16 protein-coding genes are annotated in these 16,567 nt (G+C 68.5%); 7 read left to right on the forward strand and 9 right to left on the reverse strand.

The window, feature by feature from the left end; genetic code table 11:
- Nucleotides 1-281: 281 nt before the first annotated feature.
- The 3 genes from GTY58_RS39200 to GTY58_RS39210 form a co-directional block, all read right to left on the reverse strand.
- A complete protein-coding gene (locus GTY58_RS39200) occupies nucleotides 282-3,266 on the reverse strand; it encodes a hypothetical protein (protein WP_137951611.1) in 2,985 nt (994 codons plus the stop codon).
- Nucleotides 3,267-3,301: 35 nt separating this feature from the next.
- Nucleotides 3,302-3,667 (reverse strand): three-Cys-motif partner protein TcmP, encoded by a 366-nt coding sequence (gene tcmP, locus GTY58_RS39205; protein WP_010988955.1) that lies wholly within the window; start codon nucleotides 3,665-3,667, stop codon nucleotides 3,302-3,304.
- A 260-nt stretch (nucleotides 3,668-3,927) separates the two neighbouring features.
- Complete coding sequence (locus tag GTY58_RS39210) at nucleotides 3,928-4,365, reverse strand: ricin-type beta-trefoil lectin domain protein (protein ID WP_048894137.1); 438 nt, start codon at nucleotides 4,363-4,365, stop codon at nucleotides 3,928-3,930.
- A gap of 72 nt (nucleotides 4,366-4,437) precedes the next feature.
- Between GTY58_RS39210 and GTY58_RS39215 the strand changes: the two genes are divergently transcribed.
- The gene (locus GTY58_RS39215) at nucleotides 4,438-5,175 is read left to right on the forward strand and encodes a hypothetical protein (protein ID WP_137951612.1); all 738 of its coding nucleotides are present in this window, start codon (nucleotides 4,438-4,440) and stop codon (nucleotides 5,173-5,175) included.
- Nucleotides 5,176-5,489: 314 nt separating this feature from the next.
- On the opposite strand, the gene GTY58_RS41175 is transcribed toward GTY58_RS39215, so the two are convergent.
- The 3 genes from GTY58_RS41175 to GTY58_RS39225 all read right to left on the reverse strand — a co-directional run bounded on the left by GTY58_RS41175 (nucleotide 5,490) and on the right by GTY58_RS39225 (nucleotide 6,469).
- Nucleotides 5,490-5,648, reverse strand: coding sequence for a zeta toxin family protein (locus GTY58_RS41175; protein WP_237528963.1), 159 nt, complete (start codon nucleotides 5,646-5,648; stop codon nucleotides 5,490-5,492).
- Complete coding sequence (locus tag GTY58_RS41180; protein ID WP_010988958.1) at nucleotides 5,645-5,788, reverse strand: zeta toxin family protein; 144 nt, start codon at nucleotides 5,786-5,788, stop codon at nucleotides 5,645-5,647. Before GTY58_RS41180 ends, GTY58_RS41175 begins: the two co-directional genes overlap by 4 nt.
- 270 nt (nucleotides 5,789-6,058) lie before the next feature.
- The gene (locus GTY58_RS39225) at nucleotides 6,059-6,469 is read right to left on the reverse strand and encodes a DUF4357 domain-containing protein (RefSeq protein WP_010988959.1); all 411 of its coding nucleotides are present in this window, start codon (nucleotides 6,467-6,469) and stop codon (nucleotides 6,059-6,061) included.
- Between the two features lie 208 nt (nucleotides 6,470-6,677).
- Between GTY58_RS39225 and GTY58_RS39230 the strand changes: the two genes are divergently transcribed.
- The 3 genes from GTY58_RS39230 to GTY58_RS39240 all read left to right on the forward strand — a co-directional run bounded on the left by GTY58_RS39230 (nucleotide 6,678) and on the right by GTY58_RS39240 (nucleotide 10,173).
- The gene (locus GTY58_RS39230) at nucleotides 6,678-8,918 is read left to right on the forward strand and encodes a helix-turn-helix transcriptional regulator (protein ID WP_010988960.1); all 2,241 of its coding nucleotides are present in this window, start codon (nucleotides 6,678-6,680) and stop codon (nucleotides 8,916-8,918) included.
- A 12-nt stretch (nucleotides 8,919-8,930) separates the two neighbouring features.
- Nucleotides 8,931-9,488: a hypothetical protein gene (locus GTY58_RS39235; RefSeq protein ID WP_010988961.1), complete on the forward strand. Its 558-nt coding sequence runs from the start codon at nucleotides 8,931-8,933 to the stop codon at nucleotides 9,486-9,488.
- A gap of 139 nt (nucleotides 9,489-9,627) precedes the next feature.
- Nucleotides 9,628-10,173: a hypothetical protein gene (locus GTY58_RS39240; RefSeq protein ID WP_141666374.1), complete on the forward strand. Its 546-nt coding sequence runs from the start codon at nucleotides 9,628-9,630 to the stop codon at nucleotides 10,171-10,173.
- Nucleotides 10,174-10,812: 639 nt separating this feature from the next.
- Here the strand turns inward: GTY58_RS39240 and GTY58_RS39245 are convergent.
- The 3 genes from GTY58_RS39245 to GTY58_RS39255 all read right to left on the reverse strand — a co-directional run bounded on the left by GTY58_RS39245 (nucleotide 10,813) and on the right by GTY58_RS39255 (nucleotide 14,658).
- Complete coding sequence (locus GTY58_RS39245) at nucleotides 10,813-11,370, reverse strand: transposase (protein ID WP_010982182.1); 558 nt, start codon at nucleotides 11,368-11,370, stop codon at nucleotides 10,813-10,815.
- Nucleotides 11,367-11,906, reverse strand: a complete 540-nt coding sequence (locus GTY58_RS39250) for a winged helix-turn-helix domain-containing protein (protein WP_010988962.1) — start codon at nucleotides 11,904-11,906, stop codon at nucleotides 11,367-11,369. Before GTY58_RS39250 ends, GTY58_RS39245 begins: the two co-directional genes overlap by 4 nt.
- Before the next feature lie 244 nt (nucleotides 11,907-12,150).
- Nucleotides 12,151-14,658, reverse strand: a complete 2,508-nt coding sequence (locus tag GTY58_RS39255) for a DEAD/DEAH box helicase (protein ID WP_010988963.1) — start codon at nucleotides 14,656-14,658, stop codon at nucleotides 12,151-12,153.
- 291 nt (nucleotides 14,659-14,949) lie between these two features.
- Here GTY58_RS39255 and GTY58_RS39260 point away from each other — a divergent pair, with 291 nt between their 5' ends.
- The 3 genes from GTY58_RS39260 (at nucleotide 14,950) to GTY58_RS39270 (ending at nucleotide 15,928) form a co-directional block, all read left to right on the forward strand.
- Nucleotides 14,950-15,144 carry a hypothetical protein gene (locus GTY58_RS39260; RefSeq protein ID WP_010988964.1) on the forward strand — a complete coding sequence of 65 codons (195 nt, stop codon included), beginning with the start codon at nucleotides 14,950-14,952 and terminating at the stop codon, nucleotides 15,142-15,144.
- Nucleotides 15,145-15,205: 61 nt separating this feature from the next.
- Nucleotides 15,206-15,499, forward strand: coding sequence for a hypothetical protein (locus GTY58_RS39265; protein ID WP_078936827.1), 294 nt, complete (start codon nucleotides 15,206-15,208; stop codon nucleotides 15,497-15,499).
- Nucleotides 15,500-15,667: 168 nt separating this feature from the next.
- Nucleotides 15,668-15,928, forward strand: a complete 261-nt coding sequence (locus GTY58_RS39270) for a DUF6199 family natural product biosynthesis protein (protein WP_237528965.1) — start codon at nucleotides 15,668-15,670, stop codon at nucleotides 15,926-15,928.
- The last annotated feature ends 639 nt before the right edge of the window (nucleotides 15,929-16,567 follow it).

Raw genomic sequence — 16,567 nt, forward strand, 5'->3', positions numbered from 1 at the left:
CATGTCCGTCCTGGACATCGTCTCGGCTGAGTATCCCAACGAGGTTCCGTCCCATTCGGAGCGATGGTTCATTCCTGATGGCAGGATTTGGCCACTCGAGGGTGTTGGCCAGCGGTCACCATGGATCCACCCCGTGCGGGACCTTCTGCTTGGCCTCTCCCTTCTGAGCGCAGAACTGTCAGGCACTGAAGATCACGAAGACACCCTCCCGCGGCTGGAAGCGATTGGCTGCGCCGGGCGGCCGCGACCGAAGCCACAACAAACAACCGCTCTAAATCCCCTCAGAAGCCGCTGGTCGAGCCGGTCCCTGAGGACGGCGCCGGGTGCTCAGCGACCAGTCGTCGTATCCGCTCCCGCACCTCGCGCGGAACGTTGTCGAGGCCGCGCAGCACCCGGGCGCGCACGGTGTCCTCTTCGCCGGGCGGCAGGTCTGCTCCGCCGAGCAACAGCTTCAGCACATCGTGAGCCAGAGAAGTGGCCGGACCTCCTGCTGATGTGAGGAACGTGGTGACGGACGGTCCGAGCCATGTGAAGACCGGGTCCATGACATGCCGTACGACACCGTCGTTCGTGCCGCCGGACACGTCCAACTTGTGCTGCACTTCCTCCCAATACGTACGCGACCAGCCCGGGCCGTCGTTGCCCCGGGGGTAGCGGTACAGCCAGTTCATGTCCAGCGGGTCCGGCGATTCCACTGCGCCGGACTGCAGGATGATTTCCAGTTCCCTGCCCTGATCGGACCAGGTGCGGCGGGCCGAGAGGGACACGGCGAAGTCGGTCCACTGCTCCTCGTCGAACGAGGCCCGCCACAGCAGAACATGGCGGTGCCAGGCACTGGCATGGTCGTTCCAGGACGGGAACAGCTCGCCCGCGCTGACACGGCCCTTCAAGAGCAGGATCACCAGGACCAGGTTGGCGCCGTAGATGCCGTGACGGGCCGAAGTCCGCAGTCCCGGGGAAGCGGGAAAGCGGGTGGGCCGGTAGGCAGGATGGGGCTCGTGCGTGCGTTGGCCGTGCTGCTCGAGTACGCCGATGAGGAGACGTGCTAGCTGGTCGCGCTCGGCAGCGGGGATCCGGCGCACCATCGATCCGGCGAATCGCAGCATCTGGCGGGAGGACAGTGGCGCGTACGAGAGCAGGGTGTAGGCGAGGTCGTCGTCGACGCTGCTCTTAGCTGCGGACAGGGAAGGGCGGTGCGTCAGAAGGCTGGTGAGCACGTGCAGGGCGAGCCGTACGACCAAGTACTCACCGAAAGTGGCGTGCAGAAACTCGTACGTGGCCAGTGCGCGCCCGTCGCGCACAGACTGGGCACGCTGCACGAAGAAGAAGCGGCCGAGAGCCACTTCGGCGGCACCGAGCGGCGTTCGAAACCCGGAGGCCTCCGCGGATGCCCTGCCCAGGAGCGCCGTCAGGTCCTCGTCGAGTTCGGCGGCCGACACCCACTGGCGGCGGCGGTTGTGCAGAGCGAAGGCGACCAGGGACAGCCGTTGCAGTTCTCGTTCGCCGCGGGCCCGCGTCTCGTCGTCCGGTGCGGCAGGGGCGGGGCCGTCCTTGTCGATTTCGCGGCGGGCGAAGGCGGTGAGCAGTTCCTCGTACAGCTCGGCCTGGTCAAAAGGGCCGTCGCTGTCGCGGCGCAGAGCGTTGTCGGCGGCGTCGTATAGTGCCAGCATCGTCAGCAGCAGTGGTTGCTCAGCGAGCGCTAAGTGTCGCTCGACGGCCTCCCAGCTCAGCGGGCGCAGCCCGCGGGCTGCGAAGCTGTCGGCATTGGCCTCGTTCCACACTGCGAGCCAGCTGCGGATCTGCTCGGGTCGGAACGGCTCCAGGCGCAGGGCGACGAGGCCCTCTGGGTAGCGGGCCCGGTCGGCGACGGCGATGCGGCTGGTGACGAGGGCACGGATGGGCCGGCCCTGTTCCGCCTCGCGTTGCTGGAAGCGGGCGACGCGGGTAAGGAAGTCACTGTGGTGGACCCCGGTGGTCTGCAGCAATTCGTCGAACCCGTCGAGGAGCAGGACGGGAACGGCAGTGCCGGCCGAGCGGACCAGCTCCGGCCACGACGCCCGCTCTCCGGTCGCAGTGCGCACCGCCTGCTCGATTTGGGTCTGGAGGTCGTCCTCGGCATGTACGTCCCGCAGCGGCACGCGCACGGGCAGGAAGCCGGCAGAGGGCAGTCGGGCGGCAAGGACTCGCGTCAGGACAGACTTTCCCGCGCCTGGCTGCCCGAGCACGAGGAGGGGCGCATCGGCCGGCCCAGCGAACGTCAGCGTTCCGGCGAGGTAGCCAGTGAGGTCCCGGCGGACTTGGGCCTCCTCCCACCAGGACTCGGTAGCCGGCCCGTTCGATCCGGACACCTCACGGACCCGGAAGTCCGGGTCGAGGTACATCTCCCGCAGCGTCGGTACACGGATGCCTTCCGGGCCGGACGAGGCGTCCAGGACGGTGCGGGTCAGCATGGCCTCGGACGAGCGGGCCAGAGCCGCCGCGACGTCCACGGGGGGACGGACTGTGCGGGCCAGGCCGGCAAGCAGCTCGCTGATCCCCCCGAGGGAGCGGCGCACCTCGGCCCGGGTCGCCCGGTGCTCGATCTGGGTCGTCCAGAACCCGAACTCCGGTGCCTCTTGGGCCAGCTGGGCATACAGGGACTCGTACTGCCGGACTGCCTCGCGGGGCAGCTCGGTACGGATAATCCGCCGGGCCTCGCCCCGGGATGTCTCCGTCTGCGTGTTCCAGACGCGGAGTCCCTCGACGAAGTCTAGAAACCTCGTCGACAGGCCCTCGTACCAGCGCTGCAGCTCGTCCGTGACCACCTCGAAGGGCCGGTGGGGCGCGGGGCTCGGCGCGTCGGAGGCGGCGAGCGAGCGGGCGAACGCGGCGCCGCGCTCCGCCACGTGCGGCGCGCCCGCGAGGGCGAGCTGTTCGTGGCGGGTCAGCTCCAAGTCCTCGAGGTGAACGGGCAGATGCTGTGCCTCCAGGGCCTGGAACCAGGCGAGGACGACGATCACGGTGTGGGCGGCGTGCAGCAGCTCGGTGCGCTCGGCACGGCCGTCCGCCAGGCCCAGGCGCCGCCCGATACCCCGCACGGCGCCACGGCCGAGCGTCAGCACGCTGCCCCGGGCGTCGGCGATCCGCACGAGCCCGTCAGCGACTCCGCCCGTCGCGATGTTTAGCACTCCACCGAGCGCCCGGTCCAGCGCGGCAACGGCGGGCGGGTCGCTACCCAGCAGCGCCAACGCGTCCGAAAACGACAGCAGCCTACGTGCCCCCACCACGCCCCCATGGTCCGCGCGTCGGTTGCGATGGTCTTTCAACACACTTTGGCACGTCGGCCCGGTGGGACGCTGATGTTCAGCTGCGGCGAGCGGGGCAGTTTGGCGAATTGCCGCTGGAGCTCCTCCACCCGGTCGGGGCGCTCTTCGAGACAGACCAGGTTGAGCCGGCCGAAGTTCCGGTATGCGGTGTGCTCGAGGAAGGTCTTGGCGACCACGATGGGGGAGCCGGGCGGGCCGTCGGTGTAGATGCCCGGGCCGGCGAAGGCGTCCACGATGGTGGCCTCGGGGAACTTCTGGAGGATCTTGCCCATCCAGCACTGCAGGTAGTGCCGGTACACGAGGTGCTTGACCTGCGTGTGCGGATCGCTCTCCCTCCCCCTGACACCACAACGATCGGGCACCCAGCGTCACCGCTGTGGGACTCGTTGTCTATAACACCAACTCGGCCATCTTCATCAGGCACGGCTGACCCACGCGTCACACGGCTTCCGGCCGTGCGGCAGGAGAGACAAGGGAGAGTGATCCTGGTTCCGGCCCTACTCCGTTCGAGTGGCCCTCAATCCGCCCCGTTGCCAGACCCGCAAGTCGCTGTCCGCTCGTGTGGGAGGGGCCCCGACACGGCCGGGGCCCCTCCCACACGAGCGGACAGCGCCGCCGACCGTCAGTACCAGTGCTGGTACTTGCTGTCGTTGCACTTCACCAGCCGAACCCCCCGGGAGCTGCCATCCAGGCAGGTACCCAGCACCGCGTTGTGCAGCTCATCTCCGCGCCACACCCACGCCTGGTACCGGCTGCCGTTGCACTTCACCAGGCGCAGCCCCCGGGAGCTGCCGTCCAGGCACGTGAGGGTGGCCACGTTCCGGAAGGAGTAGTCCTCGGGCGAGGCCTGCCACCTCTGGTACTTGCTGTCGTTGCACTTCAGCAGGCGGATGCCCCGCGAGCTGCCATCCAGACACTTGAGCGTCGCCTCGTTCTGCAGATCGCCCGGCGACAGCCAGTCGTCGGTCGCTGTTGCCGGGCTTGCCGCGATGCCGAGCGTGGCGGCGGCTGCGGCCGCCGCCACGAGGAGCCGGGCGCCGCGGGTGACGGAGCGGAACATGGAGCACTTCCTCCAGGGGTGTGGCAGGTAGGCCAACGTCGAGACGGCGGCCCTTTCCCCAGCGTCCTCCCCGTGTCCCTGCCCGCCGAAGTGTCCCCGGGGGAGCCGCCGGTTGCACGGGCACCGCCCGCACGCCCCTGCGCGTACATAGCGCCCCCCACCGCAGAGGCCATCGGCACCATCACCATCACTGCGCGTCTCCCCTTTGGAACCCGCAAGCAACTGCAGGACCTCACGCCGTTCTTCGCGTCCGAGCGGGCGCGGGCCAAGACGCTTTCCATGGCCTCAACCGCAGGATTGAACCAAAGGGAGGCCGCCGCCCGCCGATCCTTGTGGCACCGGGAAAAACAACAACTGCGCCGTGCAGGCCGGCTGACGGACAGCATCCAAGCCCTCGTCACCGGAGCTGTCACCCAGGAGGTCATCAAGCGTGGGTGGAAGCGCACCTGGCCCGACATCCCGCACCAGGCATACGGGCGGTGGCCCGGTTCCCCGGAGGGAGCATGGCCCGAGGCGCTGACGGTCGACCTGCCCGCCGACCTCGTGCAGGCAGTCCGCGCCGCATGCTGGCACACTTGCAGGAAGGAGATCGGCCTGCTGTACGGATGGCGCGAACGGCACCCCGACGCCAGGCCCCGCTGCCCCACGCGACCCGGATGCGACGCCGCCGCCCTCGCCGAATACCAGGAACTCGCAGCGAAGGTCATCACACCCGGCGAGGTCTGGCGCGCCGCCGTTGCACGCGGCATCCACGATGCGAGCCCCAGGGATTCGCCTGCCCGTGAACGCCGCCGCAGGCATCGTCATTGATCACTTAGCCGACGCTTCCGAGATCGGAAGGCGGCGGTCTCGGGCGCGGTCAACGGCCGCGCCCGCTCCACCCCCACAACTCGGTCCGCAGCGGGGCGGCGCCGCCAGCTGCCCTCGGAGGTGCACTCGTTGGCGTACAGCACGGTGCCGTCGCGCCGTACGACGGTGACCCGGTCGGAGCTGCTCGGACTCGATCACGGGCAGCGTGGACACCAGGCCCTGCGCGCAGGTGCCGTGGTTCTCTCCCACGACACGTACCGGCCCCCCGCCGCCGGCGGCTTGGGTGAGGAAGCGGTCCGCGATGCCGAGCTGTCTCAGGGCTTCCGCGGTGACCAGCCGACTACCTCGATCCGGTGGCCGGCCGCGCGGTAGGCGTGGGAGGAGGCGCGGAAGTCGTCGGGGTCGGCGAGCGCGGACTCCACCACGGCGTCGAAGCGCCGGTCGCGGACGTGGGCTTCGACGGCGGCCTTCAACGCGCGGTGTCGGGGCGGACCAGGGTTCCGGCCGTACGGACGTTGGCGGCCAGGAGGCTCGGGTAGTGCCGGTGCGCGGGCTTGTACAGGTCGCGGCCGACCCGCACGCAGCCGCCGCGGCGGTCCAGGACGGCCTGCACGAGGTCGGCGACCTGCGTCTTTCCGGCACTGGGCGACGGCGCTCTGTGTCGCGGTCGGGAGGATCACCCGGTGCAGCACGTCGGAGCTCTCTTGTTCAGACAGCATGATGAAGCCGGTGTTCCTTTCTGCCACCGTTCGGCCGCGTGGGCGGACATGCTCTCCAGCAGACGGTCGGCTTGAGGGCTGCATCCCAGGAGGCAGCTCACGATCCAGCGGGGGCACCCGTGGTGCCCCCGCCTCGCATTGGGTCTACAGCTCAGGAAGTGGGACTACTGCGGGTTGCGTGACTCGAGTTCACGGCGCAGGACATCGAGCGTGCGTCCGTCCTCCACGTGCCACAGCGTCCATCCGTTGATCACGTTGCCGGTCACAGCTTCTGCCGCCTTGGACGGCGAGGGGTACGGAGTGGCATGGCCATCGACAACCAACTGGCCGTCAGGCGTCACCACCGCGCGCCCAGACCGGTTGGCTCGGCGCTGGTGAAAGGTCAGGACCGTGCCCGCCTTCAGCAGGTCCGCTTGCATGAGATCGGCCAGCGGACCGTGGGGGACCACCTGCCTCGGCGATGACGGCTTGCCCCCGGTGCCGAGGGTGAGAGTCACCTGCACGGTGTCGTCGCCGCTCGCTTTCATCAAGTGCGCGATGACGGCCGGGTCGAAATTGATGCTGAGCGTAGGCATGCGGCCTCCCTTGTAGCAGTCCGGCCGACCCGGACCACTCGTATACCTCTGATCGTATGGCATCCAGGAGACTTTTTCTAACTTCTGTCACCAGTGATCCAGGAGAAAAAAATGCTGAGGTCGCTTTTTCGATTAGTACGCGATGTGTACGGCAAACGTACGCACTTCGTACGCTCCGTGGGGTAGGGTGTTGGTCAGGAGGTGTTCCATGTCCGAGTTGTTTGACGCGGTCGACGCGCTGGTCGCGTCCCGCGCCACGCTGCCGCCACCGGCGGAGCGCAAGCGGCTGCGTGCCGCGCACGGTCTGACGATTGACGAGGTGGCAGGCGCGCTGAAGGTGCGGCGGGCCACGGTGTCCGGCTGGGAGTCGGGCAAGACCGAGCCTCGCCCGCCGGAGCGCGACGCCTACGCTCGGCTGCTGGACCAGCTCGCGGAGCTCTACCCGGCGCCCTCAGCACTGGAGGAGCCGGACGCCCCGGCGGTGCCGACCACCTTCACCGCCGCGCCCGCCCCGGCTGAGGCCCGGACTCTGTCTACAGGCCCGGCGCCCGAGGCTGCGGACATGACTGCAACCGAGAACACTCAGACCAGCCCCGCCCCCGTCGCCGCTGCTCTGGAGGCCGCGCCGCGTCCGGCGGGCACCAGCAGGAGCACGTCGACGTCGCGCCGCCCGGCCGTGCGGAAGGCTGCCCCGGCAGGCACCCCGGCTGGCGGCACCGACCCGCGGTTCGAGAACGGTCCGTTGGCGGTCATCGACGTCGAGGATGGGCAGGTCCTCGCGTACTGCACTGGCGGTCTGGTCCTGGACGTGCCCGCCAAGTCGATCCCGGCCCTGGTGGACTGGACGCTGCGCGAGGCGAAGCTCGGCCAGCCGAAGCTGTCCGGGCCGGGCAAGGACGCCGACCCGCTGATCGTCCTCACCGAGGCCGCGCTGGAGCGCTACGGCCTGCCGGTCGCCCTCACGGATGAGGAGCGGCTCGCTGGGCGGATTCCGGAGGGCCACAAGGTCATCAAGCAGCTGGTCCGCGCGGAGTGGAAGCTGACGAAGCGCGGGTTTGGGCCGTGGGCGCGGATCTACCGTCCCGCACAGGGTTCGGAGCGGGCCTGCGTGCAGCTGTGCATTCCGTCCTGGAACGCGCTGGACACCCGGCACTGGGGCGAGGCCGGGCAGCTCCCGCCGGCGGAACTCGCCCGTGTGCTGGGCGTGTACGCGTCCCGGGTGATGACGCCGCGCGGATCGACGGCGGTGACCGGCCTGGAGCTGATGACCGCGCTGCACCCGCCGACCCGCGCCTCCGAGCCCGATGAGAGCGGGAAGCGGCACTCCGAGCACAACCCCGGCTCGCTGGGGAAGGACCCGGTGGACTGCGCCCCGTGCGAGGCCCCCGACGGGCACCCGCTGCTCAAGGACCTGCCGCGGTTCCACGTGCGCGGCCCGGCGGAGAAGCTGTTCGAGGAGGCGTACGACTGGGCGCGGCCGATGACGGATGCCGAGTGCACCCTGCGGCACCTGGTCGGCATCGACGTGAACATGGCCTTCGCCGCCGGCGCCAACGGCCTGGCCGTCGGCCTCGGCGCGCCCACGCACGTCACGGCGCCGGTGTTCGACGCGAAGCTGCCCGGATCGTGGCTGGTGGACCTCTCGCACGTCGACCTGTCGAGGGTGAAGGTCGGCAAGGACAAGTGGGTAGACCTGGACGCGAGTCTGCTGCCCAGCCCGTTCACGCCGAAGGGCGACCGGCCCGAGGGCCCGGCCTGGTACGCGACGCCCACCGTCGCCTACGCGGCGGAACTCGGCTACGACGTCACGCCGGTCGAGGCCTATGTGCGGTACGAGAACGGCCGCTACCTGGACGGCTGGTACAACCGGCTGCGTGACGCCTACCTCGCCACGATGGCCGACCTCGGCGTCCACGCCGACCTCTCCCCGGCCGACTTCCTCGCGGCGATGGACGGCTACAAGGAGCGTGATCCGGAGCTGGCGATCGTCGTCTCGGCCATCAAGGCGACGGTGAAGGGCGGGCTGGGCAAGCTGCGCGAGCGGCCCCGGGGTGAGGGCTGGCGGCCGGGCGAGCCGTGGCGGGCACTGTCGCGTCCGACGTGGCGGCCGGACATCCGCGCGGCGGTCATCTCCCGCACCCGGATCAACCTGCACCGCAAGATCGTCAAGCACGCGGCGTTCACCGGCCAGTACCCGGTCGCGATCCTGTCCGACTGCGTCGTCTACGCGGCTGGCGGTGAGGGCCCGTTGGACTTCCTGCCCTACCGGGACGGCAAGCCGCTGCCCGGCGGTTTTAAGCTCGGCATCAACCCCGGCCTGGTCAAGCACGAGGGCACCCAGTCCGTCCTATGGGGTGAAGAGGTCCGCGAGCGGTTCGACGCGCCGGAGCTCAACCTCGCCCGGTACATCAAGGACGGCACCGTCACCGACGCCGACAACGGCGAATAGGAGAAGGCGACGATGAGCATGTTCGGGGACGGCCTGGAAGCCGCAGTGCACAAGGCGTTCACCCGGCCGGCGCCCAAGAGCGCGGGCACGCAGATGCGGTACCTGGTCAAGCAGTACAAGGGCACCAAGGCGGTCGCCCAGCTGCTGCGGATCTCCCAGCGCACCGTAGAGCGGTACGTGAAGGACCAGATCAAAAAGCCCCGCCCGGACCTCGCCGCCCGCCTGGAGCGCGAGGTGAAGAAGCGGTGGCAGCCACAGATCCGCGCCAAGGCACGGCAGCAGGCGGCGACCACCGGCGGCATCGTCATCGACACCCGCGCCCGCCTTGGCTACACCGCCCCCATCGGCTCCACGGACCAGGACCGCATCCGGCACCTGACCATCGCCCTGCCGCCCCGCTACGCCGCCCAACTCTTCGAAGCCCAGGAACAGGGTGCCAGCGACCAGCAGCTCCAGGAGATCGCCGCCGAAGCGCTCAAGGAGGTGTACTTCCAGGACGGCGGCCGCCGCGCTGGAAGCCTGGAAGAGGTCCGGTTCACGGACATCGAGCACCTCGAGTTCGACCTGTAAGCGCGCCCCAAACACGCTGCGGGCCCCGGGCTGCGCTCCGGGGCCGTACACGACCGGAGCCTCGAGTGCGGGATGCGGCGCATTAGGGAGTGCCTCTGAATCCACCACCTTGTCTGTAAGTCTGCGGCACGATGACTCGATGACAGATGGATGGGGGGCGGTCACTGCAGCCGTGGTGACCATCATTGGAACGATTGTGGTGGGCATCCTCGCGTACCGAGCTGGTCGTGCCCAAGTGAGTGATCAAGCACGAGTTGAGCACGGTCAGTGGCTGCGCGGTCAACGCCAGGAGGCGTACGTGACGTTCCTGACCGCGTGGGATCGAGTCGTGAAGTCGCTCAAAGACGAGATGAAGACCATTGGGGAGAGCCAGCAGGCGACGCCGCCCACCGAACGTGAACGCTTTATGGAGGCTGCTGGAGAACGTGTTCTGTATGCACCTGCACCAGTCCGGGGACCAGCGGAGCAAGTGCTGCTGCTCGGCCCAGACGACGTTGCTGACGCCGCAGGCCGCATGGTAGATCACCTCGATGGAATGCAAACCGCAGCCTTGAACCGAATCCTAGGTGCGGCCGAACCGACGTCGACAGCGTTCTATGCGGCTCAGCAGGTGGCACTAAGGCATCGCCGGGAGTTTCTTGCCCTGGTGAGGGCTGTGCTGCGTACTCCGCCGACCCCGCACTAGAAGATAACCGCTCGGCGTTTTCAAGATGCGCCAACAGTCTCAGACGGCTGAAGTGGCGAGCCAAGCGCCGATCCGCGCGAGGTTGATACTGGCTGCGGTAAAACCGATGCCGAAGATGCGCGGCGCCGCGCAGGAAGCAGCCGAACGCGAGGCTCAGCGTCCGGTGTGCGGGGTGCGGGCAGAAGCGCCCACAGGGGGCAGGAAGTTCTTCCTCACCGCCTCGTGCCAGCCGTCGGGCGGGGCCCACGGACGCGGCCTCGCGCTGGGTCAGCGAGGGGCGACTGGTGCTCATGGCCCCGTATCCTCCGCCTCCGCACTCGACACCCCGACCCGCAGTGCCGCCCGCGCTGACCTGCCGGGGTCGGGCTCATGGTCGGGCCTGTGGCCGGCGCCCTGGTGCCCGTGGTCGGGGGCCCGCGCGGGCTGGGCAAGCCTCGGCACAGGGCTTGGGCAAGCCTCCGGCCGGGCTTGCCCAACCTCACGAGGCAATACAGCTAGGGCGCGTCCGCGGGCGGCCGTCGTCGACAGCTTCCATGGTGGGGCCCACAGAGGGCTGGAGGGTCGACCCCACCGTTGCACCGATGGGCGCAGCACCCCCGTCGTGCAGGCGCCCACCGTGGGCCCACACACCCGTCGCAGTTACTGACCTTTTCGGATTGGCTTCGGGGGATCTGGGGTGAGGGTCAGTCCGGTTTCGGTGAGGTAGCCGTCAATGAGCTCGGGGTGACGCTGGATGTGGGCGAGCCCTCGGCGGAGGGTGCGGGTGAGGTGGTCGGGGTCGGTGAATGCGGTGTTGGCCATCGGCCCGTGCCGTAACCACGACCAGATGCCTTCCACGGGATTCAAGTCCGGGCTGTAGGAGGGCAGCTGGATGATGGTGAGCCATTCGTGGCTGCCTGCGTACTCCCGCAATCCGGCAGCACGGTGGGTGTTCAAATTGTCCCAGACGACAATGATCGGGGCGCCGAGCTGCAGGTGCGCGCGGACCAGGAGGTCGCGGTAGTCCTGCCAGGCGAAGCTCTTGCGTGCTCCTTTGAGGAGCAGGTGGAAGCGGGGCCGGTAGATCAGCCGGGACCTTTCGCCGGGCCGGTAGCAGCACAGTGCGGCGACCGAGATGCGTCGCCGGGACCGTCCGCGCACTCTGACTACGGGAGTCTGTCCGCGCCGGCCCCAGGTGCGGGCGTGTGGCGGCGTCATCGCGAACCCGGCCTCGTCCTCGAAGACGATGTAGGCCCCGAGCGCCGCCGCGGCACTTCCACCTGCGGCCACACGTCCTTCTTCCAGAGCTCGACCGCATGCTCGTCGCGTTCCAGCGCGCGACGGGCCGGGCTCTGCCAGGACCAGCCGTGGCGGTGCAGCAGCCGCCACACTCCCGCGATCGAGCAACTGACCTGGAACTGGCGGCCGATCAGCGTTCTGACGCGTTCCAATGTCCACCGCTGGTCTTCCCAGCCATGCGCGGCCGGCCCTTTGGCCAGCTCCTTTTCCAGCAGGGCGAACCGTTCGTCCGACAGCTTCGGCAGTTTCGCAGGTCCCTTCGACTTCAGACCCTCGATACCGCCTTCACGCCAGTTGCGGCGCCATTGCTCCACCGAACGCTCGCTCACCCGCAGGTCTTTGGCGATGTCCGAAGTCCTGTCACCTCGTGCGAACCTCACCCCGGCCTCCAGCCGGATCCCTTCACGCGCAGCCCGCCGCTCAGCGGTCAGGCCCCCACCATCCGCGTACCGCATAGCACCGGCATACCGCAGGGATCACCCAACGTCACCACCCGAAGGCAACCCGAAAAGGTCAGTAGTGACCTGGACGGTTTCACCGAGCACCGCCTCCAGCCGGACGGCAGACTGCTCACCACCTACCGCCAGTCTGACTACTTCGTCTCCCGCACCCTGATCTTTCAAGGCAGCAACGCGCTAAAGACGGCCCGCCACCGCGCAAAGCAGTACCTGGCCGGTATGGCAGGCCATCAGTAGAGGCCTACGTCCAGCGCATTCCGATGGCGGACAGCTTCTCCATCCGCTCGGGCGTCAGCGTCGCGGCCCTGCTGCGCTGATTCCCGATCCAGGCCCCCAGCTTGTGCTCTCGCTCCTCCTGGTCTTCGCCGACGGTCCGCTCTATGTGCTTCCTCGGGACCTGAAGGTGGCCTTCGCGTTCGTAGAACTGTTTGGCGGCCTCGTAGTTCATCGCCCACTTGTCGGCCTGTGTGCGGCGCGGTTTCGGCTTTTCGTCCTCGGTGGCGGGTGTGATGCCGAGGACGTGCTCGCACATCCACTGCTGCACGGTCGTGAGCTTGTCCCAGCCGAGCCGCACCGACCGCACCCACCGCCCCAGATCCTCGCCCTGGCCCAGGACCTCGCCCGCCGTGGTGGGCAGCGCCTCGCCCGCGTCCAGGTGCATCCGGACCAGGTGGAAGCACCTCTGCCACGTCACCGGCCAGCTCGGGCACCACGACGCGTCGATCTCCTCCAGCTGCTCGCGCCGCTCGTCCGACAGTGCCCCGGCCGACGACTCCACCGGCAGGCCCTCGGCACGCCGCCGTTCGATCTCGGCAGCCTTCCGGGCGGCGGTCCGCGCGTTCTTCAACCAGATGCCCACCTTCGCGCCCTGGTAGGTGGCGTCCAGCGGGGCTAGAAGGTGCCCGTGTTCGGCGGCCCACCCGCGCGCGGCGGCCAGTCCCTCCTCCCACGCGACGTCGAAGTGCGACCACACCATGCCGAGTTTTTCCAGCTGCTCGACGCGGTCGGCGTCCATGTCCCCGCGGGCGTAGAACCTTCTGGCGTCGGCGATCCACTGCCCCAGTGGAAACGCGGCGAGCGAGGCCGGCCAGCCCTTGGCCTGCGTCTCCTGGCCGGTGTGGCCGGGCACGTGGAACGTGAACGGGACCTTCAGGTCGCCGTGTTCGCGGGCGTAGATGACGGCGGCTTCGATGCCGCGGCGCCAGTGTTGGTGTTCGGGGTTGAGGACGCGCAGGTTGATGAACGCCGCGAGGGCGGCCGGGTCGCGCGGCGTGGAGAACTTCAGCAGCGCCTTCGCGGAGACCGAGACGCTGGAGCCGTCCCCGCTGCCTCCCTGCTCCTTGCTGATTTCCCGCGTCTGCACGCCTTTGGAGCGGCTGGGGGCCTGCTGTTCGGCCAGCTGCTCCACGACGCGGGCGTCGTGTGCCCTGAGGGCCTCAAGCAGTTTCGCCAGTCCGCCGAACGCCCGGGAAGTGAGCATGTTGTCCGCTGTCTCCCCAGGCCCGAGCAGTACCGGCACCACGAGGGAGGCCGTCTTCCCCTCGCCCGGCTGCATCCGCAGTGCCCGGCCGACGGCCTGGACGAGGTCGGGCATGGAGCCGCGTACGTCGGCGAAGTAGACGGAGTCGCAGTTCTTGGTGTCGACGCCTTCGCCCAGGACCTTCACGGACCCCAGGTAGCTCTTCTCCACGACTGTGCCGTCGGTGGCGATGCCGTCGGCGAATTCCGTGAGGACGCGCCGGCGGTGGAGTGGCTTGTGCTCGCCGCACAGCCAGTTGACCCAGACGGCACGCGGGTACAGCTCGGGATCGGCGGCGTGCAACTGCGCGGCGATGTCCGGGAGACCGGCCGCGAACGCCTCGGCCTCCTTCACGACGTGGTGGAAGACGAGCGTACGCCTGAAGCCTTCCTCGGCCGACGCCTTGACCAGCGCCGTCTGCAGCGCGGCGAGCCGCGCACCACGTACCTGCTCGGACCGCGCTTCGGCGCCCAGGAGCTGCGCGGCCTGGAGCTGGGTGTCGGTGATGTCCACGCACACCACCTGGTAGGGGGCACAGATCCGCCGGTCGATGGCCTCCGACAGCGTCAGGGTGAAGCACCTGCTGCCGAACGGCCCGTCCGGATCGTCCTCCATGCTCGCGACCAGCTCGCCCGGCGCGCCCGGCTCGAAGTCCTCGTCCAGCTGCCACAGCCGGGGCGTGGCGGTCATGTAGAGGCGACGCAGGGCGGGGATGCGAGTGTTGTCGTGGACGACCGCCCATGGCTTGCCGATCCGGCCCGAAACCCTGTGCGCCTCGTCCACGACGATCAGGTCCCAGCCCGGAAGGCCGGCGGCGTGCGCGCGTTCCAGCGTGCCCAGCCCGAGCGAGGCGTACGTGGCGAACACCGTGACCTTGTCGAACGGCCGCACCCAGTCGACCAGCTCCTGCACGTCCGTGGTGTTGGGGAAGCCCGCTTCCTCCCCGCGCAGGGACGAGACTCCGATCATCGGGCCCCTACGGCCTCCCTCGCGCCAGGCGGTCTCGGTCTGGGCGAGCAGATCCAGCGAAGGGACGAGGACGAGCACACGGCCCGCACGGAGCTCCTCTGCACTCCGGGTGGCCACGAGGGTCTTCCCGGCCCCGGTCGCCATGACCACCTGAGTCCGCAGACCCCGCTCCGGCACAGTGGATCTTGCAGGCAATTCGAGCGCCCGGAGTACCGCGTCCACGGCTTCTCGCTGATGAGGACGGAGTTCCTTCACAGCCATCTGGATCTACCCTCTTCTACGAGCCGGACGAAAGGCCCCACACGCCAAACGCGGGAAACCAGCAAGCAACGACGTGCGATGGGCCACGACACCCCCACCGAAGCCACCGGGTTCACGCCCTCATCCGGGACCCAGATGACCACCTTGCAGCGGATCACAGACCCCACAGCACTGGAGTCATCTAAATCCAGAGTCTATCGCACCTTAAAAAAGAAGCAGGCGTTCTAGGGAATCAACACGCAAACCACGGGTACTCCACATCCATCACTGTCCACCCAGTCCCGGAGAGTCATGACACACAAGACTGAAAACGAGAAGGGCAACCGGTTCTGCAAGGCGTGCGGCACGCCCGCCGAAGACGGAAAGCTGTGCAACCACTGCAGCACCGTCCTGGACCTCCCCGACGATGCAGGGCTGACCGAAGACCAAGGTGCAGCAGTACGACGCAACTTCGAAGGACGCACCGAGCAGCAAAAGCAAAAGTGAGCGAAACGGCAGGGACAAACCCAACCCACTGAACAGCATGCACGGGGGTACACGGGCCAGCATGGCAACCAAGACCGATCGCATCATGTCCCTGCGCGCCGTGCGGCAACTGCGCCATGTCCGCGCCTTCTATGCGGCAGGAGTCCTGTTGTGGGCCGCCGCAGCAATCTGGACGGGATGGACCCATCCCGCAAGCCGGCAGATGTGGGTCTCCGTACTTCTCCTGGCGGTCTTCACAAGCCTGCTGTTCACGACTTCCCTGTGGCTGTGGCGCCTCCAAGCCGGCACAGCAGGCAGGCCGGCGCATCACGCTGCACCGCGACAGGTGGTCGCCCGACGCCGCGCGAACGCCTGAGCCCGACAGTCGCGTAGCCCCCTTCGAAACCAGGCCCTGCCCGCCTCAAGCGGGCCCATGCTCCTGGAGGCGCAGCCGGAAGGACCGCGGGGCACCAGAGAAGTGCAGCGGGGCCGCCGAGGGGGCGTCGCCCGTTACCTGAGGCGGTGTCAGGGCATTCGGAGATACATGAATCGAGATGCGGTAATGCAGGCCGCCTCCGACGGCGGCAGTCCAGTTTTCATCCCGATCTTGTGCGCCTTGCTGATCATGGGGCTGGTTCAAGTCGTACGTCCGCAACTGCTCTGGAAGATGAATAGGAACCTGCAGCGGGGATGGGTGAAGAACCCGGACGCGACCGAGCCCACCAGCAAGGGATATGCCATGCAGCGAGTGACGGGGCTGCTCTTCCTGGCGGTCGCCACATGGATGCTGGTGCAGCAGATCTGACTGGAAGCCAGACGAGCCGCAGGCTGCAACCCGGGGGAGTGGACGCTCTGGCGGCAGTTGAGGGCAAGGCGACTGAGGAAGGGAGGTGCGCATGGAGCAACGCCCGGATTCTCGTGTTCCGCCGTCATGGACGAGACCAGGTAACCGGTGGGGGCCGCGGGTTTACTGGCCGATGCTCTGTCTGAGCATCGGCCAGCTGGTGTGGCGGGTGATCGACGGTGACAGTGCTGTGCGCATCGTTGTGGCGGCCGGCCTGGTCCTCATATGGATCTGCCTCATAGCTGCCAACCGGGCTGCACGGCGCAAGGAGGCCAGCCGAGAGCCGCCCCTGTAGCCAGCCTGGCCCGCGCCAGCGGGCCTTAACGGCCTGGAGGCGCAGCCGAAGGGCCGTCAGGGTGGGGAGCGCAGCGGACTCACCCGGAGTCTGAAGCGAAGCGGAAGACCTCCTGCGGTGGACATAGTCCACCGCAGCTCCGGGAGCGCAGCGGACGGAGCGTCACCACCATTGCGCAGCAATGGTGGTGAGCGGGGATGCGCAGCATCCCCGCCAGCGTTCCCGCGGAGCGGGAACGCAACACCCGTGCGCAGCACGGGTGTTCGCTTGCACATCGCGCAGCGATGTGGTACCCGCTCCGCGGG

Source organism: Streptomyces sp. SID5469, from assembly GCF_009862865.1.
Lineage (GTDB): Bacteria > Actinomycetota > Actinomycetes > Streptomycetales > Streptomycetaceae > Streptomyces > Streptomyces avermitilis.

Coding starts and splice junctions, on each gene's coding strand:
- GTY58_RS39265 (WP_078936827.1), top strand. CDS start 15,206: ATGGCAACCAAGACCGATCGCATCATGTCCCTGCGCGCCGTGCGGCAA.
- GTY58_RS39250 (WP_010988962.1), bottom strand. CDS start 11,906: ATGCGGTACGCGGATGGTGGGGGCCTGACCGCTGAGCGGCGGGCTGCG.
- GTY58_RS39210 (WP_048894137.1), bottom strand. CDS start 4,365: ATGTTCCGCTCCGTCACCCGCGGCGCCCGGCTCCTCGTGGCGGCGGCC.
- GTY58_RS39225 (WP_010988959.1), bottom strand. CDS start 6,469: ATGCCTACGCTCAGCATCAATTTCGACCCGGCCGTCATCGCGCACTTG.
- GTY58_RS39270 (WP_237528965.1), top strand. CDS start 15,668: ATGAATCGAGATGCGGTAATGCAGGCCGCCTCCGACGGCGGCAGTCCA.
- GTY58_RS39230 (WP_010988960.1), top strand. CDS start 6,678: ATGTCCGAGTTGTTTGACGCGGTCGACGCGCTGGTCGCGTCCCGCGCC.
- GTY58_RS39235 (WP_010988961.1), top strand. CDS start 8,931: ATGAGCATGTTCGGGGACGGCCTGGAAGCCGCAGTGCACAAGGCGTTC.
- GTY58_RS39260 (WP_010988964.1), top strand. CDS start 14,950: ATGACACACAAGACTGAAAACGAGAAGGGCAACCGGTTCTGCAAGGCG.
- GTY58_RS39255 (WP_010988963.1), bottom strand. CDS start 14,658: ATGGCTGTGAAGGAACTCCGTCCTCATCAGCGAGAAGCCGTGGACGCG.
- GTY58_RS39245 (WP_010982182.1), bottom strand. CDS start 11,370: ATGACGCCGCCACACGCCCGCACCTGGGGCCGGCGCGGACAGACTCCC.
- GTY58_RS39240 (WP_141666374.1), top strand. CDS start 9,628: ATGACAGATGGATGGGGGGCGGTCACTGCAGCCGTGGTGACCATCATT.